Genomic DNA, 23,876 nt, shown 5'->3' with positions numbered 1-23,876 from the left:
GCCGAGGAGCCGAATATGTTCGACACAGTCGCCGCCTGCCCGACAACGATCCAGGGCTGGCTCGTGCAGCGCGTCGCGGATTACACCGAACGTGCACCGCACCAAGTGGATCCGGCGGTCCCGCTCGCCGAACTCGGTCTCGACTCGGCTTCAGCGGTGACCCTGTGCGGTGAGATCGAGGACCGGTGGTCACTCGATGTCGACCCGACCCTGGTCTTCGACTACCCCACCATCGCCGATATCGCCGCCCACCTCGCCGCCGAATTCGCCCACGCCGCATGACCGATATCGCCATCGTCGGCCTCGACTGCCGATTCCCGCAAGCACCCGATCCGAATGCACTGTGGCAGATGCTGCTCGAAGGACGAGACGCGATTTCGGAGGTGCCCGCGAACCGCTGGCATGCCGACGACTTCCACGATCCGGCCGGTGCGCCCGGCACGATCAATACCCGCAGCGGCGGATTCATCGCCGACGCGGACGCGTTCGACCACGAATTCTTCGGTATCGCACCGCGGGAAGCCGAAGCGATGGATCCCCAACAGCGCCTACTACTGCAGTCCACCTGGCGCGCCTTCGAAGATGCCGCACTCGACCCTCGGGCGCAGTCCGGCACGCGCACCGGGGTTTTCGTCGGCGTGATGGCCAACGAGTGGGCGAATCTGCAGATGAGCGACTATGCCGCCATCACACCGCAGCACGGTTCGGGCAACGGGTATTTCATGACCGCGAACCGGCTTTCATATCAGCTCGATCTGCGCGGTCCGAGTATCGCGGTCGATACCGCTTGTTCGTCATCGCTGGTCGCGATCCATCTCGCCTGTGGCGCACTGGCTTCCGGCGAATGCGATCAGGCGGTCGCCGGTGGTGTGAACCTCGTTCTCACCCCGGCTGTCGGCGTGTTCTACACCCAGGCGGGTCTGTCCGCACCGGATGCCCGGTGTAAACCGTTCAGCGGCAACGCCGATGGGATCGTGCGCGGCGAGGGTGTCGCCGTGCTCGTTCTACGACGGTTGGCCGATGCGGTGGCCGAGGGTCTGCCGGTCTACGCGGTGATCAAGGGCAGCGCGGTCAACTCCGACGGCCGCAGCAACGGCATCACCGCGCCGAACCGGTGGGCACAGCAGCAGGTGATCACCGAGGCGTATCAGCGGGCCGGAGTACGGGCCGAGGATGTGGACTTCGTCGAAGCACACGGCACCGGAACGATTCTCGGTGACATGATCGAGGTCAAGGCGCTCGGCGCACTGCACGGGACCGACCGAGCCGAACCCTGCGGTATCGGTTCGATCAAGGGCAATCTCGGCCATACCGAGGGCGCTGCCGGTGTCGCCGGACTGATCAAGGTCGCGCTCGGTCTGCACCACGGTATTGTCGCGCCGACGAGATTCGCCGCGCAGGAAAACCCCCGGCTGCGGATGAGTCACCATGGTCTGCGCTTGGTCGCGGAACCGATGCCGCTGCACGGACCGGCACTCGGCGGGGTCAGCAGCTTCGGGATCGGTGGCACGAACGCGCACATTGTGCTGGCTAGCGCACCCGCGAAGTCAGCTCCGGCGGCGTCCGGCGGTGGCGTGCTCACGCTGTCATCGAATGACCTGGATGGGTTGCGTCGCAATGCGCTTCGGCTCGCCGACGCATTGGCGACGGTGCCGGAGGATCGGTTCGCACAGCTGTGCTGGACCAGTAACCAGGTCAAATCTTCCGGACGCACGCGACTGGCGATCGTCGCGACCGATCGCGCCGACGCTATCGCACGCCTGCGGGTCGAGCCCGAAATCGGTGTGGCACAAGCGGTCGGCACCGGTTGGATGTTCACCGGTCAGGGCTCGCAGTTCGCCGGGATGGCACGGGCATTGGAGGCGACGAACCCATCGTTCCAGCACGCCCTCTGGGCAGTCGATGATTGCATGTTCGACCACCTGGATCGCTCGGTGCGCGATCTGCTGCTCGATGAGAGCACCGATATCGACCGCACCGACCTCGCACAACCCGCCATCTTCGCGATGGAATACGCACTCGCCCGCTCACTCGCCGACGCGGGCGTGCGGCCCACATGGCTCATCGGCCACAGCATCGGCGAATTCGCGGCCGCGGCCGTCGCGGGCGTTTTCGACCTCGACGACGCGTGTCGACTGGTGGTCGCGCGCGGTCGGCTGATGCAGCGGTTGCCCGAGGGCGGCGCGATGCTCGCCGTTCGCGCGGACGAGGACCGGGTTGCCGATCTGATCACCGACGAACCCATGGTCGCGATAGCCGCCGTCAATGCGGGCACGGAACTCGTGCTTTCCGGTCCCGGCGCCGCGCTCGACCGGATCCGGGGCACACTCGAGGCACACGGGGTGAACACCAAGGCGCTCAACGTTTCCCATGCGTTCCACAGTCCATTGATGGCACCGATGCTGGCCGAGTTCGAAGCTGTCGCCCGTCGCTGCACCTACCGGACACCGAGCATTCCCATCTACTCGACCGTGCGCGGCCGACTGCTCGACGAGTCCGAGGCAATGGATGCCGCGTATTGGACCGAACACATCCGTGCGACAGTACGTTTCGCCGACGCCGTCGAGGCCGCGCTCGACACCGAGCCCAGCCATATCATCGAGATCGGACCGCGCCGGATCCTGACCGCCCTGGTCAGCCGGATACGGCCCGAGATGACACCGCGCTGCCTCGTGCCGAGCCCCGGACCGGCGGCGACCGGCACCGAATTCGCGCAAACCGTTGCCGCACTGTATCGCGACGGTTTCACCCCCGATTGGGATCAGCTCTACCGACCGGCGCAGCGTGTCCGGCGCCGCCTACCGACCTACGAGTTCTCGACCGCACACCGATTCTGGGTCGAACCCCCCACCCCCACAACGACTTCCACGACTCCTGAGGCAACAACCACGATGGATCAATTGATCGCACTTTTCCGCGAGCAGGCCGCCGTATTGGCCAGTGTCGCAACGGCATCCACCGAGATACGCACGCCGCTGCCGGATACCGACCGGTCGTCCGTCAGCCCGGAGACGGTCGCTGGCATCGTGCGCGCGGAGATGGCCAGAGTCAGCGGCTTCGCGGCCGACCGATTGCGGGACCACCAGACGATCACCGATGGGCTCGGGCTCGATTCGATCATGCTCACCGACCTGTTCGGCGGACTCGTCCGCAAACTCCCCGGACTGACCATCGATCCGAGCTGGTTCACGGCGGCGACGACGCTGGGGGATGTCATCGGCTACGTCGCGGATCAGGTCACCGGTGCGCCCACTCCCGCCGCGCCCGAACCCGAACCGGAGCGCGTCGCCGTCGCGCCGGAGTATCGGATCTCGGAGTTCACCGAGGTGCGGGCGATCGCCGATCGGCTCTCCGGTGCCGAGGCACTCGGGCTGTCGAATCCGTACTTCCTGATCAATGACGGCGTCACCCGGGACACCTCGGTGATCGACGGCGCACCGGTGCTCAATTTCTCCAGCTATAACTACCTGGGCCTGTCCGGTCATCCGGCGGTCGTGACGGCCGTGCAGGATTCGGTCGCCCGCTATGGCAGTTCGTGTTCGGCCAGCCGCGTGCTCTCCGGCGAGAAGCCGGTGCACCGCGAGCTCGAGGCCGAACTCGCCGGTTTGCTCGGCACCGAGGATGCGATCGCACTCGTCGGCGGCCATTCGACGAATGTCACGATCATCGGACATATCGTCGGACCGCAGGATCTGGTGATCCACGACAGCCTCGCGCACGACAGCATCCTGCAGGGCTGCAAACTCTCCGGCGCGACGCGGCGGCCGTTCCCGCACAACGACCACGCGGCGCTCGACCGGCTGCTCACCGAGATCCGGCACCAGTACCGCCGTGTGCTGATTCTCATCGAGGGCGTCTACAGCCAGGACGGCGATATTCCGGATCTGCCCGCGATCATCGAGGTCAAGCGGAAGCACCGGGCGCTGTTGATGATCGATGAGGCCCATAGCATCGGTGTGCTCGGCGCTGGTGGTGGCGGTATCGGCGAATACTTCGGCGTCGATCGCGACGACGTGGAATTGTGGTCCGGCACAATGTCGAAGGCGCTGGCTGGCTGCGGCGGCTATGTGGCGGGCAGCGCCGAACTGATCCGCTTCCTCAAATACACCACGCCGGGATTCGTCTATAGCGTCGGCATGACCCCGATGAATGCGGCCGCGTCGGTGGCGGCGATCCGCCAGCTGCGCGCCGATCGGGCTCCGCTGAATCGCCTGCGGCACAACGCACAACTGTTCCTGCGGCTCGCTCACGATGCCGGTATCGACACCGGCGACAGCGCGGATACCCCGATTATCCCGTGCATCATCGGCGACTCGATGCAGACGTTGACACTGTCGAACGCGCTGTTGCGCCGCGGCATCAATGTCAACCCGATCCTCTACCCAGCGGTCCCGGAAAATCTTGCCCGCCTGCGCTTCTTCGTTACTGCCTGTCACACCGAGGACCAGATTCGCGACACGGTCAAGATCCTCGCCGAGGAGCTGGCCCTGCTTCGGTCAGCCGGCCGAGCCGAACTCACTACCGATTTCGGCGAATAACACCGGGGCATCGGCACCGAAGGTGACCGCGGCGGTATGCAGCGCTTCTATCGCCGCGGTCAACGCGTCCGGATCCATCGCGTGCTCGATGACGCTCAATGCGAAGTGGGGGCGATGCACGGGACCGATATCGAAGGGACTCGTCTGCGAACGCCTGGACGCGCCGAGGGTTGCGACAAGTTGGCGCGACCTGTCCTCGGCAGGTCCGAACTCCTCCTCATCCAGACGCGCGAAGGCGGTTGCCATGTCATCGAATGGCGGGGGCAACGGTCGCCCCTCGTTCAATGCCGTCAATGCCGGTGCCACCCAAGCTCTTTCGGCGATACCCGCCAACTCGCAGGCCTTGACCGCGCACCGTCGAGCCAGCCGCCGCAAGGTCGGCTCATCCATGACGGCGATCGCCTCGGCGAGCGGGCGGTCGAACCGCGCTAGTTCCGCGGCCGAAAAGTGTTCGCTCAGTTCCGCTATCGGTTCGCCATTCCATTCCGTGCGCGCCATCTCCGCCTCGAGGTCAGCGGCCGGGATGCGTCGCGAACCCGTGGAGTCCATGAGGAGAACCCACTGCTCATCCACGAAATCTTCCGCCGCGTTTCGCTCGGAAATCGGCACATCTTCCGGGATGCCGTAGCCGGGCATATCCCACTGCCGGTGCGGCAGGAGATCACCACCGTCGTCGGGCCACAACCGAATCCGCCAGATATCACCGGGCGTCGTGGTCCCCGGCCATCCGTAGCTCACGAATCCGCGACCGCTGACTTCGATCAGATAATCACCGGGCGGCACCGGACACGGATCGGCCCAGGTACCCGGCGGCGACGAGATAGTCAGCGTCCCATCGGAATCCACGCTCAACCTACCCTCGCAAACTTGCTGCCAGTCGTCGCGATCGTTCGGCGGCCTGCCATCCCACACCTGCACCGTTATCGACATCTCGAAGTTGTTCTGATGCGGACTCAGCACGAGCAGAGCGGTGCCGTCGCCCGCGCACGGCCGCTGCGCACATGCCTGATCGAGTAGGTCGAGTTCGCTGTCCGGATCGCCGAAACCGCCGTCTATGCAGAACTGGCCGTAATCCATCATCAGCTGGACGGTATGCTCGGCAATCCGGTTCACCCCGTTTGTCATTCGGTCATCCTGGCATCGCGGAGCCGATCCGCGAACTGTCTACCCGGCCAGCCCCTCCGCCGCGATGGCGAGATCCTTATCGCCGCGACCGGAAAGACCGAGTACCACGATCGAATCGGCGGGGAGCTCACCGCACTCGGCCAGCTCGAGGAGATAGCCGACGGCGTGGGCGGATTCGAGGGCGGGAATGATGCCTTCGGTTCGAGTGAGGGCGTGCAGACCTCGCAGGGCCACCGCGTCGGTGGCGGTGCGGTAGGTGACGCGACCGATGTCCTTGAGATAGCTGAGTTCCGGGCCCACGCCCGGATAGTCGAGCCCGGCGGCGATGCTGTGGGTCGGCGTGACCTGTCCGTCGTCGTCCTGCAGCAGATAGCTGTAGGCGCCGTCCATTTCGCCGGGACTGCCCGCACTGAGGGTGGCGGCGTGATCACCCGTTTCGACGCCGAGGCCCGCCGCCTCGACACCGATCAACTGGACCTCCGGTTCATCGACGAAGGGGTGGAACAAGCCGATGGCATTGCTGCCGCCGCCGACACACGCCACGAGATAATCCGGCAGTCGGCCTTCGGATTTCAGGATCTGCAATCGAGTCTCGCGGCCGATGACGGTTTGCAGATCGCGCACGATCATCGGATACGGTGCAGGACCCGCCGAGGTGCCGAACAGGTAGTGCGTGGTGTCCAGATTCGACACCCAATCCCGGACCGATTCGCTGATGGCCTCCTTGAGCCTGCGGCTGCCGGTCTCCACCGAACGCACCTGCGCGCCGAGCAGCGTCATCCGCATGACATTGGAGGCCTGGCGGCGCATATCGTGCGCGCCCATATAGATGACACACGTCATGCCGAGCATCGCGCAAACGGTCGCCACCGCGACGCCGTGCTGACCGGCGCCGGTCTCGGCGATGATCCGGGTCTTTCCCATCCGCTTGGCCAGCAATCCCTGGCCCAGTGCGTTATTGATCTTGTGTGCACCGGTATGGGCCATATCCTCGCGTTTCAGATACACCCGTACGCCGGGAACCGCGAGCAACTCGGCAAAGCGCGGCACCTGATGTAGCAGCGTGGGACGGCCGACCCGGCTCCGCAACAATTCGCGTAGTTCGTCGTGGAATCCGGCATCGGCCCGCGCCAGCGCATAGGTCTGTTCCAACTCCAGCAGCGCCGCCATCAGACCCTCGGGAACATATCTGCCGCCGAACTCGCCGAACCGCCCGCGCTCGTCCGGAAGTGTGCTCGTTAGCAACGTGCCCCGCGACACATGATCAATAACCATCCACACCAACGCTTCCTGCCGCGAGTCCCCAGCACCTGTCTACTTCGACTCGCCGCGCGGCGCGCACCCGCAACGGATTAGTTAACAGTCTCTTTAGGTTCCCGATTCGGGATTCACCACATCGGCAGCTCGGCGAAACCGCCGGTTCAGCTGTCAGACCAGCAAATCCGAGCGGTTGCGGACAGTGGCTACCCTGCGCACGCGCAGGCGGTGCAATGCGGGCTCGGCCAGGCGGGCATCACCGGCCAGCACATCGCCGCGGTGAACCAGGTCCGGGTAGTCATTGGCGATGCGGCGCTGGAAGCGATAGGCCGGAACGTAGACCGACAGCGTCACGGCAATCATCCCCCTGATCGTGGGACCGGCCGAAGCGGTCCGTTTTCCACCAATCCGAATACCGCGCCAAACCACTCCGGCCGGCATCGATCTGTTCGACGGCTCGCCGCTGCAGCGGATCCAGGAGCGCAGGTGCATCCTGCCACAGCTCGTCCAGCGCCATGGTCAATTCCTGTTCCAGTTCGGGATCGTTCAGATGCACCACGCGCAGTCCGCTCCTGAACATCTGTGCCAGGCCGTGGAATTGTCGTCGTAATACTCCGAGGCGGTGATGCCGACGGCCGGAATTCCCTGCGACAGTGCGAAAACCGCCAGATGATAGGCACTGGTGACCAATACGCGACACCGCCCGACCTGCCGGAACACATCCACTGGCGTGCCACCGCGGCCGACCGGCGGTAGCACCTTGTCCACCCCGCCAGTAGCGGCAACGTCGAAAGCCGTTCCTCGGAGGCGTATTCGGAGATGATCAGTGGCACCAGCCCGGCGTCCAATTCCGTGGCGCGGGTGCGCACCACCCGCCCGACAATCTCCTGGGCTTCGACGCTGACCTGTACATGATCCGCGGCGGGCCAGCTGGCTAATCCGTTGTCCGCTCGGCGATCTGGCCGCTGTGGACCGCACGCAACGACGCCGCGGCGAAGGCTGCGCAATAGTCGATCAGATTGTCCATCGGCACGTCCAACCGACCGCCCTGCTTCTCCACGATCACCCGCTCCAACGTCCCGACCACCGACAGCGCGAAGATATCGATGATTTCCGCGGGCGGCTGAACGTCCGGCAGCGCCTCGGTGGCCGTGGCCGCGACCAATCGGGCGAAGCGCCACAGTGCCTCGCGCATTCGATATTCGGCACCGGCAGCGGTGGGTTCGACGAAAACGATGCGCAGTTTGCGCGGATCCTCGGCCAATGCGGTGAGATACGTGCCGATACCGGCCCGCAGTTTGCGCGTCCCACGCGGCTCGCTCGCCCCGACCGCCGCGGCCACGGATGCGAACAACTCATCGATGACGTGGTCGAATACCGCCGCGAACAGCTCCTTTGTTCCGGCGAACGATTCGTAGAAGTACCGGTCGGTCAATCCGGCCGCACGACACAGATCCTTGACGCCGGTCGCCGAGTAGCCGCGCGTACCGAACAGCTCCAGCCCGGCGTCCAGGAGTTTGCCGCGCCGCGCCGCGACTCGGTCCTCCGCGCCGATACCGCCATAGGTCCGCACCGGGCGCCGCTGCATCGTCATCTTTGCATTGTCTCCCATCCCGACCGGCGATCTGATAAATATGACGATCGAAATAGTCAGATTTAGGGGTCGTGCAATGACAACTCAGCATCGGGACAACCAGCTCAGCAGACGCTCGCTGCTACGTGGCGCGGCTGCGGTGACGAGCACCGCGGGATGGGCGACACCGACCGGAATCGCGGCGGCCCAGCCGACGCCGCGACGCCGAAATAGCCCGGCGCGCAATACCGTCGCGGTGCTCGGCGCGGGCATCGGTGGGCTTACCGCAGCGCATGAACTCGCCGAACGCGGCTACGCGGTAACCGTTTTCGATCGCAAGGAACTCGGCGGCAAATCCCGCACGATTCCGCTGCCGGGCACCGGGATCGGCGGCCGCGCACCACTGCCGGGCGAGCACGGCGCGCGCGGTTTCACCTCGTTCTATCGCCATGTGCACGACACGATGCGTCGCATTCCACTGCCGGGCACCCGAAAGTCGGTGTACGACAACCTGATTCCATTCTCGGTGAGCGATCCACGCTATCCGCGCTCGGGCGATCTGCCCGACGGCTTCCCGCTGATGTTCGGGTTCTATTTCGACCCCACCCAGGCGCTCACACCGGAAGGATTGCAGCGCATCCTGGTCGAGGTGTTCATGAAGAACAATCTCGTTCCACTGCCGGAGGCCATGTATATGGCCGGACGGGTGGTCACGTATCTGACCTCGAGCGAGGAGCGTCGCTTCGGCCAGTGGGAGCATGTCAGCTGGTGGGATTATGTCGGCGCGGCAAGCAGATCCGCACAGTTCCAGGCGCTGGCCGCCACCGGCCTGACCCGAGCTCTGGTAGCCGCCAAGGAATATGTGGCCAGCACCAGGACCATGGGCAATATGATGGAGGGCTTCTTCATCGCGCTGCTGCAGGAACTGACCGGCGGCCCGAAGGTCTACGAGGTGCTCAACGGACCAACCAATGAGGCCTGGCTGGATCCGTGGATCGGGCTGCTCGAGGGCATGGGTGTGCAATTGCGGCCCGGCCACGCGCTAGAGGAATTCGTGGTGGCCGACGGTCGCATCGGCGGTGCGCGCATTCGGCGCCCCAATGGCAGCAGCGAGGTGTTCGACGCGGATTGGTATGTCTGCGCGGTGCCGACCGACCGCGCGCGACGGCTGTGGTCACCGGAGATCCGCGAGCTGGATCCGGCGCTCGGTCGAATGGATGCGCTAACCGTCGACTGGATGAACGGCATGCAGATGTTCGTCACCGAAAAGCTGGATCTCGGCAAGGGATACAACATCTACCTCGACGCACCGTGGCGGCTGACCTCCTATACCCAGCGCGCGTTCTGGGATGTGGATTACGCCGCGAAATACGGTGACGGATCGATCGTCGACGGCCTCACCATCGATATCGCCGACTGGGATACCCCGGGCATTCTTTTCGGCAAGACCGCCAAGGAATGCACCCGCGACGAGATCTACCAGGAGACCTGGGCGCAGATGACCGCCGCGCTCAACGACGACGGCCGAATCCAGTTGAAGGACGGCATCGTCGGCGAGTGGATGCTCGATCCGGGCGTCGAATGGGCGGACGGGCAGAATACGAATGACGAACCGCTGCTTGTGAATACGATCGGATCGTGGGCCGATCGACCGACCGCGCACACGCAGATCCCGAACCTGTTCCTGGCCGCCGACTACGTGCGGACCAACTTCGATCTGGCGACCATGGAGGGCGCGAACGAGGCGGGTCGCACCGCGGTGAACGCACTCCTCGACGCATCCGACTCCCCCGCCGCTCGCGTCCAACTCTTCACGCGCGATTCGATTCCCGCTTTCGAACCGTTCCGGCGAATGGATGCCGCTCGCTATAAGGCCGGTCAGCCCAATCTGTTCGACCTCGGCTGACCGACAACAGCCTGGTCATTCGCCCCGCACGGGGTTGATCTCGACCCGTTCTGCGGGAGCTGCTGGATCGCGTCGTGCTCGGTCGATCCGCGGACCACGACAATCGGCTCACCGCACGCACCGAGGACGGCGGCAGTTGGACGCTGCCGGCTCGCGGCGACACCGCCGAGGTGGACCGACCCGCGCAGACCTGCCGACGCTCGGGCAAACACATGATCAGCCCTGGACCATCGCCAGCGATGGTCATCTGCAGGATTCGATCATGATGGGTACCGACGTGCACGGCGTCGTCCACCGTCGGCACGGGCGGTCCGACCAGGCGCTAGTCGAGGGGTTCGGACAGGTCGGTCTTCAGGTGTTCGAGTCCGGCCCGGATCCGGGATTTGACCGTGGGGAGACCGACGCCGAGACGCGCCGCCACCTCGGGATAGCTGAGTCCGGAGTAGTACGCGAGCGCGATGGATTCGTGCTGGAGTTCGGTCAGATGGGTGAGGCTGCGGCGCAGGGCGTCCCTCTCGTCGTGACGCACCGCCTCCTCGGCCACCACATCGGTGGGAGGCTGATAATCGCGACTGCCCCAGGAGTGATTGTGGTCCACGGTGGCGCGTTCGTGCCGGACCCGGTCCACGGCCTGACGATGGGCCAGCATGCGCAGCCACGTGAGCACCGAACCGCGGTGCTCGTCGAACCGGATCGCGCAGCGCCACACCTCGAGGTAGACGTCGTGACAGGTCTCTTCGGCGTACCCACGGTCACGGACGATCGCCAGCACGCGCTGGTAGACCAGACCGCGGGTGCGGCGATAGAACTGCGCGAACGCATCTTGATCGCCGTCGGCTATGCGATGTACCAATTCGGCATCGACATCATGGGATTCGATATCAATCGGATCACGAAACTGACACGGAACGGGCCGCAGCGTGGTTGGAATTCGTTCGGGCCGATGTGGAATGCGTTCGGACCGAGATGAAACGAGCAGGATCACGATTGCCCCCAGACAAACAAGTGATGCGACAAGCAGGTTGATTTGGACGTATGAAGCTGCGTCGAAGCGGACCGTCGAGGGCATGGACGGCACTGGCGGAGAACGGAATCCGGCCGGGGACAGGGGCCGATAGTCCAACTTTCACATTACCGCGCCGCGCGCAAATGATCATGTACTTTCGCGCGGTAATGGATTTACTCAGACCCGCAGGCCGAGTTCGACGATCCCCTTCGCCACCGCATGTACCGCGACCCGATTCTTGCGTGCATGCGTGCGGATCAGTTCGAACGCCACCTCCGGCGTGGTGCGCCTGGCATTGGCGATAACACCCTTGGCCTGTTCGATGACGATCCGCGAATCCAGCGCATGTTGCAGCTGCGCGGTCAAACGCTGCTGCTCGCGCAGCACGTTGGAATTGACGATGTGGCCGGTCGCCATGCTCGCCAACAGTCCGCCCACCGAAAGATCCTGATCGGTCCAGACCCGTGGGCTCGGACCGTACAGGCCCAGCGCGCCGACCGTGGTCTCACCGACCCGCATCGGAATCTCGGCCAGCGAGGACAGCCCGTGCCGGACCGCCTCGGCGGCGAACTCCGGCCAGCGCTCGCCATATCGACCGATATCGTCGATCGCGATGGGTTTGCCGGACCGGAACGCGTCCACGCTCGGACCCCGTTCACTGCGATGCTGACAGAGTTCCATGGCCGTCAGCTCCTCCGGAGCCGCGGCGGCCATCCGGGAGCGCTCATCGGGCGTGAGCGCCTCGTCCGGCATCAGCATGACGGTGCAGCCGACCAAGTCGAGCGCGACAATCGCGCTGTTCATCAGTTGGCGCACCATCTCTGCTGTGTCGCCGATCGCAGGTAGCAGCTCGGCCAGCCGCGCTGCCGCGGCCACCAGCACCTCATTGTCAGACACTCGCATCACCCCGCACGCGCGAAAGTCGGTCGTCCCCTCAAGTCCCGCGCCGCACTTGCTGACATTCCCATGGTATGGCTAAGCGAAGTCGCACACCACAATTTCGACACCACCTTGCTCCTTTGAATTGTCCAGCTACTCATCGGATTCCGTTGGCCGCCATCCGATAGTGGTCGACATGACTACTATTCGGATGCCACGATGGACGACAGACTCGACCTGACCGTGCCACAAAGATGTACCCGGTGAGGCTTATTTTCGCTGAATGCTCGCCGTCAAAATGTGCCGCATTGCGGCGATAGCAATCACCGCGACCGGGAGACTGCAATGGTGCCTCCGTTCGACGATCGGCAGCGCGACCGATCATCCGAGCCGCTGCCGGATTCGATCCAGTTATTACGATCACTTGTGCGCGCGGTCGACTCGCTGGCTAGCGATTTCGACGTTGTCGAACTATGTCAGCAGCTACTGGAGGCCTGTACCGAAGTCACTGGCGCGACTGATGCCGGATTGTTGCTAGCCGACCAACGTGGTGAGCTACAGGTACTGGCCTCAACAAACGAGTCGGCCCGACTGCTCGGTTTGTTACAGCACGAGGGGCCGAGCCTGGATGCCTATCGGAGCAGGACCGCCGTATCGGCTCCCGATCTGCGTGCCGACGGGGCGCTGTGGCCGGAGTTCGCACATGCGGCAGCGGCCGCGGGATATCTGTGCACCTATGCCGTGCCGCTGCGGCTGCACCGCGACAGCATCGGTGCGCTCACCGGACTTGCAGGCTCGGCAGCCGCGCTCGGACAGCTGGATCTGCGCATCGGGCAGATCCTCGCCGATATCGCGGCCATCGGCATCGCGCAGCACGTGCTGCGCGCGCAGGACGCGACGATCCAGGCGCAGTTGCCGACCGCGCTGAACACGCGCGTAGCCATTGAGCAGGCCAAGGGTGTGCTCGCCGAGCGCGGCGACCAGGATATGGATCGCGCATTCCAAATCATGCGCGAATACGCCCGCGCCACCGGACGGCGGCTCACCGATATCGCCGGTGACATCGTCGAGGGGCGGATCGATCTGCGTGCCGATGCGGCGGAGTGAGTCAGGTATCGAAGCGGATACGATTTTCCACGACCAGCACCGCGACCTCGGCCAGCGACAACCCGTGCGCGAAGGCATAGGCGCGCAGCCGCGCATAGGCGTCGGGAGCCCCGATATCCAACTGCGCGAGCACGATTCCGGCCGCCTGGTGGATCGTGCGACTGGTCAGCGGCTGATCCCACCATTGCGCGGCGGCATGCGCGGATTTCGCCGATCCGGCCACCAACTGCGCGATGACCAGATCGGCGATATGCAGTCCCGCCGAAATCACATACGGTTCCGGCTTGCCCGGTTCGGCCCGATACAGATCGAGCACGCCGAACCGCACCACACCCAACTGCAAGGGCACCGCGACCATCGAACCCGCCACCGCGACCCGGTTCAACTCATCGGCGAAACCCGGCCACCGCACATCGGTTTCGGCCAGATCGGCCACCAGCACCGGTACACCGGCGACGACGGCGTCCACGGCCGGCCCCTGCCCCGCGGTGACCTGCACCGCCTCCACCCGCGCCGCCACCGAATCACTTGTGGCCCACAGCTGCAGCCCGGCTTCGCGCTCCTGGATCAGGATCGCGGCACGCTGCACCGGCAGCACCCGCACACAGGCGCCGCACAGGGCGGTCATCCCACCGCCTTCGGCCGACAGCTTCGTCAGAAACTCGAGGGCCGACAAAAATTCGTCGGTCAATTGATCGAACTGCCCCACACCATTCCTACGAACTCTCACGACCGTTATCCCCGCCATGAGGTCGACGGTCCCCTTGTCCAAGGATTCGTCACGACCCCGGCACTGGACCGCAACTACGCCGCGGGAAATACGGCGGGTCGGCACCGCAAGAATACGAAACACCGATCGTCCACACCAGGGCCGAACGTCCCACAGTCGCGGCAGCCAGGTCGGTGCGGGGGTCAGCCCATCATGGGATCCATCACCAGTGCAGGCCGGGGATTACCCGGGTGACCCGCGCGGCCGGGCTGGGCAATGCCATCAGCGGCAGGACCACAGGCGCGAGATAGGACAGCGCGGTGCGACCGGAGTCCTGATCCGCCTGCGCCTCCTCGACCGCGTCGGACGCCACGGTCTGCTTCCCCTGTGCCGCATGCGATTCACCGAACCAGCGGAACCCCTGGTGCATGATCGTCCGCTTGACCGACGGCATCAGCAGTTCGACCGCCTGGGCGAAGGTGCCGACCGGTGTGTCGATGCGGTGCGGGCGATCCTCGATGGCGCGCACCACGATGCCGGCGGCGCGGTCGGGATCCGGCACCGGAAGCGAGCGGTAGAGATCGGTCGGCGCGATCATCGGGGTGCGCACCAATGGCATGCGTACCGAGGTGAAAGTGATTCCCGCATCCCGATTTTCGACCGCAGCAATCTCGCTGAAGTTGTCCAGCGCGGATTTACTCGCCACATATGCCGCGAAGCGCGGCACCTTGGTCTGCACGGCGATCGAGGAGATGTTCACGATATGTCCGAAACGCCGTGCCCGCATCGATGGCAGCAGTGCGAGAATGAGTCGCACCGCGCCGAAGTAATTTACCGCCATGGTCCGCTCGAAATCGTGCATGCGGTCGGTGGAATTGACCACCGAACGACGGATCGACCGTCCCGCATTGTTCACCAGATAATCGACATGACCGTGATCGGCGAGCACCGCGGCGACCAAATCTTCGACTCCGTCGGAATCGGTGATATCGCACGGATAGGCATGAGCGACACCACCTTCGGCCCGCACCGACTCCGCCGCGGCTTGCAAATCGTCCACACCGCGCGCCACCATCAGCACGATCGCACCGCGCTGCGCGACGGCATGGGCGGTGGCCAGTCCGATACCGGAGGAAGCCCCGGTGATCAGTACGACGCGGCCGTCCAGCGGGTCGCCGCTATCGCCGGGCCGACCCCGGTTCGGGTCCAGGTTCTCGGCCCAGTACCGCCACAGGCGCTCGGCGTAGCTGTCGAACGACGGCACCGCCAGACCCGTCCCGCGCAGCTGCGCCCGGGTGGAGTCGGAGACGAATTCCGCGGCGAACGAGGTGTGCGGTGCGACCTCGGCCGGAATTCCCAACTGCTCCAACAGGAAATCGCGAACGGTGGAGACACCCGGGAGGTGGGCGAGACCGTTCAGCGCGAACCCGCTGCCGGGCACCGTGCCGATTCCGGTCGGCGCACCCGCGGCGGCCGCGAGCGCACCATAGATCTCGCCGAACGGCTGCGGTTCCGGGTTGACCAGGTGGAATGTGCGCCCGTCGAGACCCTTGCGGCGCACCAGCTCGACCATCGCACCTGCCACATAGTCGACCGGCACGATATTGGTCGCGCCGAGATCCGGCAGCAGCATCGGCAGTTCGGCAGGCAGCGCGCCCAGGCGCGAGATGGCCGGGAAGAAGTAGTACGGACCATCGATCTTGTCCATCTCACCGGTACGCGAATCGCCGACCACGATCGCGGGCCGGTACACCCGCCAGCGCACCCCTTTGGATTCGCGGACCAGCTTCTCCGCGGCGAATTTGGTCCGGTGGTACGGCGAAGTCAGCTGCTGCCCCAGGTCGAAATCCTCCTCGAAGAATTTGCCCTTGTGGTCACCGGCGACGGCCACCGAGGAGACGTGGTGCAGCACCGCGCCCAATTCGCGGGCCAGCTCCAGCACCGAGCGAGTGCCAGCGACATTGGCCGCGTGCGCGGTCTGCTCGTCGGCGGTCATGTCGTAGACCGCACCGAGGTGGATCACATGGTCGGCCTTGGGTGCGTCCTCGATCAGACCGAGGCCTTCGGCGGTCAGATCACCGAGCATCGGAAAGGCGCGTGCGCCACCCTCCCAGCCCGCGGTGAGTTCACTGAATTTCGCCACCGATGCGGTGCGAACCAGCACATGCACAATGGCTTCGGAATCGGCTGCCAGGAGTTCCTGAACCACCCGTCGGCCCAAGAATCCGGTTCCACCCGTCACGATGAAAGTCGTCATCGCATTTCCTCCTGCTGTCGCACTCGAATTGAGTTGTCACACAAGCGCGCCCGACATGCAGCAGTGAATGCGGACATCATTGATTCGGCTTACAGCCAAGTAGTTGCTGAGCCAAAGCAGGGAACACCATTGCCCTACTGGTCGGTAACTTTAATGGGCGCAGCTAGTTGCGGGCAAGCGAACGGCAGCCCAGAGCGATGTGTGAATGGTCACCAATGGGTGCCGCTAATATTGTGTGTTACAACAGTTTTCAGATAATGCTCGAACGCGAAACCTTAATCAGGACACCGCGTTTGCGCACCGGCTCAGCGCTTCTCGGTGCGGGCGGACGGGGATTCCAGCGGTGGGCGCCCCTTCAGATAGGTCTCGAAAGCATCAAGATCGATGGGCCCGACCGTCTTGTCGGCACCCTCGGTGAAGACCGTGAAACCGTCACCGCCCGAAGCCAGGAAGCTGTTGGTGGTGATGCGGTAGGTGGCGACCGGGTTGAGGGGTTGGCCGCCGATGCGCACGCTGTCGGCGACGACCTTGCTACCCTTCGGACTCGACTCGACGTAGGTATAGGTCAGCCCGGCTGGTGAGAGCACGGTCGCCTTGCCATTGCTCCATTGCTGTTCGAGCAGGCGCAGGATCTGACTGCCGGTCATGGTGAGGGTGACGACCTGATTGCCGAACGGCTGCACGCTGTAGATATCGCCATAGCTGATCCGACCGGCCTTCAGGTCGGTGCGCACACCGCCCGGATTCATGAAGGCCGCGACCGCCGCAGCGGGCGCCACCGCGGTGACCGAGAGCATCGAGTCGGCAATGACATCACCGAGCGGCGATTCACCGGAGCCCGCCGGTTCGTGCGGCAGCGACGCCGCCGCGATGCCGACCGGCCGCTGCGCGCGTGGCTCGGCCTGCGCGGCATAGAAGTCGATCAGCGAGGTGGTGGCCGCGTCCGGCGTGACCTCCCTGGTGACCACCCGGTTGACCGCCGATGCCTGCACACCGTCGGCGCCGAAGCGCAGGGCGACATCGGTGATCAGCCGACCGTAGGAGGCGGCCTGGGTGACCACCTTGCCGTCGATGGTGCAGACATACGGCTGGTGCGAATGTCCGGTGAACAGCACCCGCACCGCGGGATCGACACCCGTCGCCAAGGCGGTGACCTCGGCGGAGATGTTCGCGCAACCGTTGTAGTCGACCACCGCATTCTGGGCCGGCTGCTGCACCCCGCCGTCGTGTAGCAGCGCCACCACGGTCTGCGCGCCCGCCGACTTCACCTCGGGGACATAGCGATTGATCGCCGCGACCTCATCGCCGAAGGTGTAGCCCCGAATGCCTTCCGGGAAAACAATGCTCGCTGTCTCGGGTGTCACCGTGCCGATGACACCGATCTTGTGTCCGCCGAGCTCGAGTATCGTCCACGGCCGCAGCGTCGGCGGCAATTTACCGCCCGCATCGGTGACATTGGCGGCCAGGAACGGGAACTTCGCACCGGTGAACGGCGTGCCGGGCGAGCATCCGGCGGGCGAGCACCCACCCTGCTGTAGTCGCGCCAATTCGATGACGCCGTTATCGAACTCGTGATTGCCCACCGAGGAAGCGGCCAGTCCGATCGAATTCAAGAAGGTAATGGTCGGCTCGTCGTGGAAGAGTCCGGAGACCAGGGGGCTCGCGCCGATATTGTCCCCGGCGGACACCACGGCACTGGCCGGATACGCCTTCTTCAACCGTGCCAGATGGGTGGCGAGGTAGGCGGCGCCGCCCGCGTCGTATCCGGCGATCTTGCCGGTGGAACCCGCGGGTGGCTGCAGATTGCCGTGTAAATCGTTGAGCCCGAACAGATGTACCTCATCCGTCTGCGCGCCGCGCAGATCGTCGGTCGAGATGAGCGGGATCACTCCCGGCGCCGTCGAGGCGGTCGGTCGACCGCTGTCGGATGCGCTACCGCAGCCCGCAACCAGGGCGATGCTCATGAGTCCCGCAATGATCATGCCGATGCGACGCTGCGCTGTCATATTCAGACTGTCCCACGCCCGGGTGCCATCGGCATGAATCTCGTGCGAACACACCGGCGGCGGGGTCGGTGCTCGACCCCGCCGCGCGGATTTCCCGGTTACACCCGGCCCGCCGCGAAATCCGCGGCCGGCCAGAACGCCCAGCCGTAGTTCGTGTGCTGGCTCGGGTCGATGCCGCCACCACAGATCGGATCACCGCCGGTGCAGTAATCGGCGGTCTTCCAGGCGTAGTTGCCGGGGACCCCCCAGCCGATCAGGCGGAGGGGATCACCGAACAGCAGAACTGCGGACACCTTCCATTCGAGATCGCCGGGGAGCACGTAGATCCCGGGCAGCGCGGTCACGATGCCGGTGCCGACGACACCGTGTACTACGGCCGCGCCCTGCGAGTAGCCGACCAGGATGAACTGCTGATCCGGGCACATTTGCGACTGCCGAATGACATGGTCGGTCATGTCCTGGGTGCCGCGGCTGAGCGAAGTGGGGTCGAGCAGGTCCGCGGGATAGTCCACCCGGTAAGCGCTGCTGCTCACCGGAAGTGCTTGGAGCAGCGTGTCATACAGCGGGTCGCCGACGACGGAGCCGAGCCAGCCGGGTTCCCCGGTGCCTCTGGCGACCACCACATCGACCGCGGCACAGTCCGCCCGTGCCTGCGCGCCGATGCTGGTCACCACCCCCGCCGTAGCGACGAGCAATAGCACAGCGAATACCGGTGCCAGCCGCCACTTCTCGAATTTTCTTACCTTCCGGATTTCCATCGTGATCACCTCTCACGCCGTTGTGAGAAGCCGAGTGACGCTTGTCAGCGACAAGTGTCACTCGGCTACATTCGCGAAGGTAGGGAAGGTAGAGAGTTGCGTCAAGCAACTCAGCTGAAGCGAGACCGGTTCAGCGCTGAATCGTGTCCTGGAATCCGGTCCAGCGCACGACGATTCGGGCGCCTACGGGATGAGAACCGCTGCGCCGGTGAAACGTCCGTGTGCGAGATCCGCGAGGGCTCGACCTGCCGTACCGAGGGAGTACCCCGTTGTGGTCACATGTATACGGTGTTCGCCCGCCAGCGCGAGGAATTCGCGCGCGTCGGCGCGGGTATTGGCAGTCACCGAGCGAATCTCGCGCTCCTGGAACAGATGCCGCTGGTAGTTCAGTACCGGGATATCGCTGAGATGGATGCCCGCGATGGCGAGGACGCCGCCGCGATCGAGCGCTTCCAGCGCGGGTAGCACCAGCTCGCCGATCGGCGCGAACAAGATCGCCGAATCCAATTGCACCGGAGGCCGATCCGCCGCACCCTGCACCGAGGCGGCGCCGAGGTCCGCGGCCAACTCGCGCGCGGCCGGATCCCTGGTCATTACATGCACCTCGGCACCGCGCGCGAGCGCCACCTGCGCGGCGATGTGCGCGCTGCCGCCGAAGCCGTAGATCCCGAGCCGTCCACCCGTTGGCAGATCGGCACGCTGCAGCGCCCGATAGCCGATGATCCCGGCGCACAGCAGCGGCGCGGTTTCCATATCGCTGTATCCATCGGGCAGCCGGTGGGCGTAAGCCGCTGGGACAGTGGCATATTCGGCGTAGCCGCCGTCCGCGTCCCAGCCGGTGTACTCCGAATTCGGGCAGAGATTCTCCGCGCCGCGCAGACAGTACCGGCAGCTGCCGCAGGTGTGGCGCAACCAGGCGATGCCGACGCGATCACCGACCGCGAACTCGGGTGCCGAAGAGTCCGGTGCCCCAGCCGATCCCAACCCTTGCGCTACCACCTCCCCCACCACCTCATGCCCCGGCACCACACCGGGCCGATGCACCGGCAGATCCCCTTCGGCAACATGCAGGTCGGTGCGACAGACTCCGCAGGCCAGCACTCGCACCAGGAGTTCACCGGCCTGGGGTTCGGGCACCGCCTCGCGGACGAAGTCGAGCGGTCCGCCATCGATCGACCCAGGCCGTCGCACCCGCCAGCCGATCATGCCCGTGGTCGCCGCACTCACATTCATGCCGATCACTCCTCACCGACAGGGAGAACGGTCTCTTCGGATTATCCCCGCCGACCACGCTCGTTCACCCGTTCCGCCAAAGGTGAGTCGGCCCTTCTGATACATTTCTGTATTGAATACATAGCTGTATCGAAATGGCCGGGAGCACGAGGAGGTGCGCGTTGGCATCGACCACCGATACGGAGGTCTCGGTGCGCCGGGTGACCCGCCGTCGCACCGAGACCCGCAAACGCCTACTCACCGCCGCGTACCAGGTGTTCGCCGAGGAGGGCTTCGGCCGCGCCTCGGTGGAACGGGTCTGTGAGCGGGCCGGGTTCACCCGTGGCGCCTTCTACTCCAACTTCACCTCGCTAGACGAGTTGTTTCTTGCCATGTGGGAGCAGCGATCGGCCGCCATGATCGCCGGTATCCGCGCGACCCTCGACGGCTTCTCGTTCGACGGCGTCGCCGATATCCGCGCCGTGATCGAGCGCTTGGACCGCGCTGTGCCGATCGACGAGGACTGGTTCCGCATCACCGCCGAATTCACCTCACACGCGCTGCGCACTCCCGGCCTGCGGCAGGTGATGGCCGGACGTGAGGAAGCGATCGTCGCTGCACTGATGCCGACGATCGTCGACGCACTGGCCCGCGTCGGCCGGACGGTGGCCGATCCCGTCGCACTGGGTCAGGCGCTGGTCGCGGCACACGACGGCACCGCCGTTCAGGTGCTGATGGAACCCCGCAGCCGCACAGTGCGCAGCCGACGCACCGACCTTTTCTGCCACATCGTGCTGGCCTACAGCACCGAAACCGAAGGATGATCATGACCGACCCGAGCCGCGAATTCACCCAAGAGGCAGATGTCATCGTCGTCGGTGCGGGCCTGGCCGGACTCGTGGCGACCCACGAATTGGTCAAGGCGGGCCGCAAGGTACATGTGCTCGACCAGGAGAATCGCAATAACCTCGGCGGCCAGGCCTTTTGGTCGCTCGGCGGACTGTTCTTCGTGGACAGTCCGGAGCAGCGCCGCCTCGGCATCAAGGACTCCTACGAACTGGCACTGCAGGATTGGTTCGGTTCGGCGGGCTTCGATCGCGAGGACCAGGACTACTGGGCCCGCCAGTGGGCGCGAGCCTATGTGCGCTTCGCGACCACTGAGAAGCGGGATTACTTGCGCGAGTTGGGTTTACGGGTGACACCGCTGGTCGGTTGGGCCGAGCGCGGTGGCGCCTTCGCCGATGGGCACGGCAATTCGGTGCCGCGCTTCCACCTCACCTGGGGTACCGGGCCCGAGGTGGTGCGAGTGTTCCAGGAGCCGGTGCTCGAGGGTGAGCGTCGCGGACTGGTCGGCTTCAGTTTCCGGCATCGGGTCGACGAGTTGATCGTCGAGGACGGCGCGGTGGTCGGCGTGCGCGGCAGCGTACTCGAGCCGACCGATCTGGAACGCGGTCGGGCTTCGTCGCGAAATGTGGTCGGCGACTTCGAATTTCGCGCCAAGGCGGTGATCGTCACCTCCGGTGGCATCGGCCACAATCATGAGCTGATCCGCCGGAACTGGCCTACCGAGCGACTCGGTCCGGCACCGGAGACCATGATCTCCGGTGTGCCCGCGCATGTGGACGGGCGGATGCTCGGCATATCCGAGGCAGCGGGCGGCGCCATCGTCAATCGCGATCGCATGTGGCACTACACCGAGGGCATCAACAACTGGAATCCGATCTGGCCCGATCATGCCATCCGGATCATTCCCGGTCCGTCCTCGCTGTGGTTCGACGCCAATGGAAAGCGTTTGCCGGCACCGTGTTTCCCAGGCTTCGACACCAATTCGACCATGAAGGAGATTCTGGCCACCGGCTACGACTACTCCTGGTTCGTACTCACCCAGTCGATCATCGAGAAGGAGTTCGCCCTCTCGGGCTCGGAGCAGAATCCGGATATCACCGGTAAGGATCTCAAGCTCACCCTCAAGAGCCGGGTGGCCAAGGGTGCGCCCGGTCCGGTCGAGGCGTTCAAACAGCACGGGGTCGACTTCGTGGTCGCGAATACCTTGCGTGAGTTGGTCGATGGCATGAACAAGATCGCGCGCGGCCCGCAGCTGGACTTCGACGAGCTGGAGCGACAGATCGTCGCCCGCGACCGGGATATCGCCAATAAGTACTCCAAGGACGCGCAGCTGATGGCGATCAACAACGCGCGCCAGTACTTCGGCGATAAGGCGGGTCGCGTGGCCAAACCGCATCGCATCCTGGATCCGGCGAACGGGCCGCTGATCGCGGTGCGGCTCAATATCTTGACCCGCAAGACGCTCGGCGGACTGCAGACCAATCTGGATTCGCAGGTGATGCGGCCGGACGGCACACCGCTGCCCGGACTGTATGCCGCGGGCGAGGTCGCCGGATTCGGCGGCGGCGGCGTGCACGGCTACAACGCGCTGGAGGGCACCTTCCTCGGTGGCTGCATTTTCTCCGGCCGTGCCGCGGGACGGGCCATCGCGACGAAACCGAGTTAGTTCGCACAGCCCGTCGCGGCGACGCGGGACAGCGGCTGCGGTGTCGTGGTCGCGATCTCCGGCATCGGCGTGGGCAGCGGTTCCGGGGCAGGCTCGGCGTAGAGGCGCATTCCGGTGTATCGCGGGCCCTGCTGCAGGGAGATCCCCGAGATCTTCACCTGATTCCCGTGTACATCGGTCACCTGTGCCGAGAACGGTCCTGGCCCGGCGCCGCTGATTGTCCAGTAGTTGTCCATGCCGCGGTCGAGTTCATGCCACGGGCCGCCCGCCGCGGACCGTAATGCGATGCGCTGGATGGGATTTCCCGATCCGGTCACCAGCATGGCCAGCCAGGAGGCCGAGGAGTCGGGCTTCAGCTCGTAGATCAGCTCGGGTGCGGGCTGCGGATCACGGACCACGGTATAGCGGATCTGTGCGACGCCGTCGGACCGATTCGCGATCTGTTCGAAGGCCGTGGTACTCAAATCCAGTTGTCCCGGAGCACATCCCGGGCAGCGGTCGGCGATGAGCACCCGGACGTCGCCGCGCGGGCCGTGCACATCGAGATACGCACCGCACAGATCGGCCAGCCCATACTCCTGAGTAGAGACGCCCACGTAGAAGCCGTTCGTCGGCAGTCCGGTGAATGAACACGCGACGCCGGGGCCGAATGCGTAGTACCGTGCCTCGCCCGGGCGCGTGGGTGGCGACGCGTCCACCGTATGCCAGTTGGCGATACCGGTACTACTGCTGGCCACCATCATTCGCGAGGTGCCGGTTCCGGGATCCGGCACCGCATGTGTCGCCTCGCAGGACGACTGCTGCTCGGGTCTCGCGGCCCAGATCGCGACCGCCACCGCGGTCACTATTACGCCGACGGACGACCACAGCCACCCGGAGCGGAAGTGCTGCTGTTGGATCGGTATTCGGTGCACCGCTGTCCCCGACTTCCGGCTCACCCAACTCGCGGACTCTCCATCCTGACCCCATCAGGAAAGCAGGCCGACCCGCGACGTATGACTCGAACGAAAAATCTCCGTAGTGAAACATGC

The 23,876-nt window shown here is 65.1% G+C and carries 19 protein-coding genes; 6 read left to right on the top strand and 13 right to left on the bottom strand.

Annotation, left to right across the window (positions count from 1 at the left end; translation table 11 throughout):
* The first annotated feature begins 15 nt into the window (after positions 1–15).
* Both ACIBJI_RS16365 and ACIBJI_RS16360 read left to right on the top strand, forming a co-directional pair.
* Positions 16–282 (top strand): acyl carrier protein, encoded by a 267-nt coding sequence (locus ACIBJI_RS16365; protein WP_364343271.1) that lies wholly within the window; start codon positions 16–18, stop codon positions 280–282.
* The gene (locus ACIBJI_RS16360) at positions 279–4,538 is read left to right on the top strand and encodes an aminotransferase class I/II-fold pyridoxal phosphate-dependent enzyme (RefSeq protein ID WP_364343274.1); all 4,260 of its coding nucleotides are present in this window, start codon (positions 279–281) and stop codon (positions 4,536–4,538) included. Before ACIBJI_RS16365 ends, ACIBJI_RS16360 begins: the two co-directional genes overlap by 4 nt.
* Here ACIBJI_RS16360 and ACIBJI_RS16355 read toward each other — a convergent pair.
* From ACIBJI_RS16355 to ACIBJI_RS16335, 5 genes are all read right to left on the bottom strand, one after another.
* Positions 4,497–5,663, bottom strand: a complete 1,167-nt coding sequence (locus tag ACIBJI_RS16355) for a hypothetical protein (RefSeq protein WP_364343277.1) — start codon at positions 5,661–5,663, stop codon at positions 4,497–4,499. The two genes, ACIBJI_RS16360 and ACIBJI_RS16355, sit on opposite strands and share 42 nt — an antisense overlap.
* Positions 5,664–5,702: 39 nt before the next feature.
* Positions 5,703–6,938 (bottom strand): tryptophan synthase subunit beta, encoded by a 1,236-nt coding sequence (gene trpB / locus ACIBJI_RS16350; protein WP_364343280.1) that lies wholly within the window; start codon positions 6,936–6,938, stop codon positions 5,703–5,705.
* A gap of 153 nt (positions 6,939–7,091) precedes the next feature.
* Positions 7,092–7,283, bottom strand: a complete 192-nt coding sequence (locus tag ACIBJI_RS16345; protein ID WP_397084696.1) for a hypothetical protein — start codon at positions 7,281–7,283, stop codon at positions 7,092–7,094.
* A gap of 183 nt (positions 7,284–7,466) precedes the next feature.
* Positions 7,467–7,640, bottom strand: coding sequence for a polysaccharide pyruvyl transferase family protein (locus ACIBJI_RS16340; protein ID WP_397084746.1), 174 nt, complete (start codon positions 7,638–7,640; stop codon positions 7,467–7,469).
* Between the two features lie 214 nt (positions 7,641–7,854).
* Positions 7,855–8,514, bottom strand: a complete 660-nt coding sequence (locus ACIBJI_RS16335; protein ID WP_364343289.1) for a TetR/AcrR family transcriptional regulator — start codon at positions 8,512–8,514, stop codon at positions 7,855–7,857.
* A gap of 76 nt (positions 8,515–8,590) precedes the next feature.
* Between ACIBJI_RS16335 and ACIBJI_RS16330 the strand changes: the two genes are divergently transcribed.
* On the top strand, positions 8,591–10,399 hold the full coding sequence (locus ACIBJI_RS16330; RefSeq protein WP_397084694.1) for an FAD-dependent oxidoreductase: 1,809 nt from the start codon (positions 8,591–8,593) through the stop codon (positions 10,397–10,399).
* A gap of 322 nt (positions 10,400–10,721) precedes the next feature.
* Here ACIBJI_RS16330 and ACIBJI_RS16325 read toward each other — a convergent pair whose 3' ends face one another.
* On the bottom strand, positions 10,722–11,384 hold the full coding sequence (locus tag ACIBJI_RS16325; RefSeq protein WP_364343295.1) for a sigma-70 family RNA polymerase sigma factor: 663 nt from the start codon (positions 11,382–11,384) through the stop codon (positions 10,722–10,724).
* A gap of 198 nt (positions 11,385–11,582) precedes the next feature.
* Positions 11,583–12,302, bottom strand: a complete 720-nt coding sequence (locus tag ACIBJI_RS16320; RefSeq protein WP_396955457.1) for a GAF and ANTAR domain-containing protein — start codon at positions 12,300–12,302, stop codon at positions 11,583–11,585.
* A gap of 327 nt (positions 12,303–12,629) precedes the next feature.
* Here ACIBJI_RS16320 and ACIBJI_RS16315 point away from each other — a divergent pair, with 327 nt between their 5' ends.
* On the top strand, positions 12,630–13,391 hold the full coding sequence (locus ACIBJI_RS16315) for a GAF and ANTAR domain-containing protein (protein ID WP_397084692.1): 762 nt from the start codon (positions 12,630–12,632) through the stop codon (positions 13,389–13,391).
* Position 13,392: 1 nt separating this feature from the next.
* On the opposite strand, the gene ACIBJI_RS16310 is transcribed toward ACIBJI_RS16315, so the two are convergent.
* The 5 genes from ACIBJI_RS16310 to ACIBJI_RS16290 form a co-directional block, all read right to left on the bottom strand.
* Positions 13,393–14,100 carry a GAF and ANTAR domain-containing protein gene (locus ACIBJI_RS16310; protein ID WP_364343303.1) on the bottom strand — a complete coding sequence of 236 codons (708 nt, stop codon included), beginning with the start codon at positions 14,098–14,100 and terminating at the stop codon, positions 13,393–13,395.
* A gap of 223 nt (positions 14,101–14,323) precedes the next feature.
* Entirely contained in the window at positions 14,324–16,357 is a 2,034-nt protein-coding gene (locus ACIBJI_RS16305; protein ID WP_396955455.1) for an SDR family oxidoreductase, read from the bottom strand.
* A 305-nt stretch (positions 16,358–16,662) separates the two neighbouring features.
* Positions 16,663–18,363 (bottom strand): 5'-nucleotidase C-terminal domain-containing protein, encoded by a 1,701-nt coding sequence (locus ACIBJI_RS16300; RefSeq protein WP_364343309.1) that lies wholly within the window; start codon positions 18,361–18,363, stop codon positions 16,663–16,665.
* 98 nt (positions 18,364–18,461) lie between these two features.
* Positions 18,462–19,121, bottom strand: a complete 660-nt coding sequence (locus ACIBJI_RS16295; RefSeq protein WP_364343312.1) for a cutinase family protein — start codon at positions 19,119–19,121, stop codon at positions 18,462–18,464.
* Positions 19,122–19,304: 183 nt separating this feature from the next.
* Positions 19,305–20,354, bottom strand: a complete 1,050-nt coding sequence (locus ACIBJI_RS16290) for a zinc-binding alcohol dehydrogenase family protein (protein WP_397084690.1) — start codon at positions 20,352–20,354, stop codon at positions 19,305–19,307.
* A 134-nt stretch (positions 20,355–20,488) separates the two neighbouring features.
* Here ACIBJI_RS16290 and ACIBJI_RS16285 point away from each other — a divergent pair, with 134 nt between their 5' ends.
* Positions 20,489–21,157, top strand: a complete 669-nt coding sequence (locus ACIBJI_RS16285; protein ID WP_364343317.1) for a TetR/AcrR family transcriptional regulator — start codon at positions 20,489–20,491, stop codon at positions 21,155–21,157.
* A complete protein-coding gene (locus ACIBJI_RS16280) occupies positions 21,154–22,845 on the top strand; it encodes an FAD-binding dehydrogenase (RefSeq protein WP_364343320.1) in 1,692 nt (563 codons plus the stop codon). The genes ACIBJI_RS16285 and ACIBJI_RS16280 overlap by 4 nt, the downstream gene beginning before the upstream one ends.
* Here ACIBJI_RS16280 and ACIBJI_RS16275 read toward each other — a convergent pair.
* Positions 22,842–23,783 carry an expansin EXLX1 family cellulose-binding protein gene (locus tag ACIBJI_RS16275; RefSeq protein WP_397084688.1) on the bottom strand — a complete coding sequence of 314 codons (942 nt, stop codon included), beginning with the start codon at positions 23,781–23,783 and terminating at the stop codon, positions 22,842–22,844. The two genes, ACIBJI_RS16280 and ACIBJI_RS16275, sit on opposite strands and share 4 nt — an antisense overlap.
* Between the last annotated feature and the right edge of the window lie 93 nt (positions 23,784–23,876).

The organism is Nocardia sp. NPDC050408 (genome assembly GCF_044458905.1).
Taxonomy (GTDB): Bacteria; Actinomycetota; Actinomycetes; order Mycobacteriales; family Mycobacteriaceae; genus Nocardia.
Note: the sequence above shows the minus strand (reverse complement) of the source record. Positions and strands in the feature narration are given on the sequence as shown.

What these genes read in the sequence shown, in the direction of transcription:
- ACIBJI_RS16330 (WP_397084694.1), top strand. Translation starts at nt 8,591, where the DNA reads ATGACAACTCAGCATCGGGACAACCAGCTCAGCAGACGCTCGCTGCTA.
- ACIBJI_RS16290 (WP_397084690.1), bottom strand. Translation starts at nt 20,354, where the DNA reads ATGAATGTGAGTGCGGCGACCACGGGCATGATCGGCTGGCGGGTGCGA.
- ACIBJI_RS16280 (WP_364343320.1), top strand. Translation starts at nt 21,154, where the DNA reads ATGATCATGACCGACCCGAGCCGCGAATTCACCCAAGAGGCAGATGTC.
- trpB (WP_364343280.1), bottom strand. Translation starts at nt 6,938, where the DNA reads ATGGTTATTGATCATGTGTCGCGGGGCACGTTGCTAACGAGCACACTT.
- ACIBJI_RS16305 (WP_396955455.1), bottom strand. Translation starts at nt 16,357, where the DNA reads ATGACGACTTTCATCGTGACGGGTGGAACCGGATTCTTGGGCCGACGG.
- ACIBJI_RS16345 (WP_397084696.1), bottom strand. Translation starts at nt 7,283, where the DNA reads ATGATTGCCGTGACGCTGTCGGTCTACGTTCCGGCCTATCGCTTCCAG.
- ACIBJI_RS16300 (WP_364343309.1), bottom strand. Translation starts at nt 18,363, where the DNA reads ATGACAGCGCAGCGTCGCATCGGCATGATCATTGCGGGACTCATGAGC.
- ACIBJI_RS16335 (WP_364343289.1), bottom strand. Translation starts at nt 8,514, where the DNA reads ATGACGATGCAGCGGCGCCCGGTGCGGACCTATGGCGGTATCGGCGCG.
- ACIBJI_RS16365 (WP_364343271.1), top strand. Translation starts at nt 16, where the DNA reads ATGTTCGACACAGTCGCCGCCTGCCCGACAACGATCCAGGGCTGGCTC.
- ACIBJI_RS16285 (WP_364343317.1), top strand. Translation starts at nt 20,489, where the DNA reads ATGGCCGGGAGCACGAGGAGGTGCGCGTTGGCATCGACCACCGATACG.
- ACIBJI_RS16295 (WP_364343312.1), bottom strand. Translation starts at nt 19,121, where the DNA reads ATGGAAATCCGGAAGGTAAGAAAATTCGAGAAGTGGCGGCTGGCACCG.
- ACIBJI_RS16360 (WP_364343274.1), top strand. Translation starts at nt 279, where the DNA reads ATGACCGATATCGCCATCGTCGGCCTCGACTGCCGATTCCCGCAAGCA.
- ACIBJI_RS16315 (WP_397084692.1), top strand. Translation starts at nt 12,630, where the DNA reads ATGGTGCCTCCGTTCGACGATCGGCAGCGCGACCGATCATCCGAGCCG.
- ACIBJI_RS16355 (WP_364343277.1), bottom strand. Translation starts at nt 5,663, where the DNA reads ATGACAAACGGGGTGAACCGGATTGCCGAGCATACCGTCCAGCTGATG.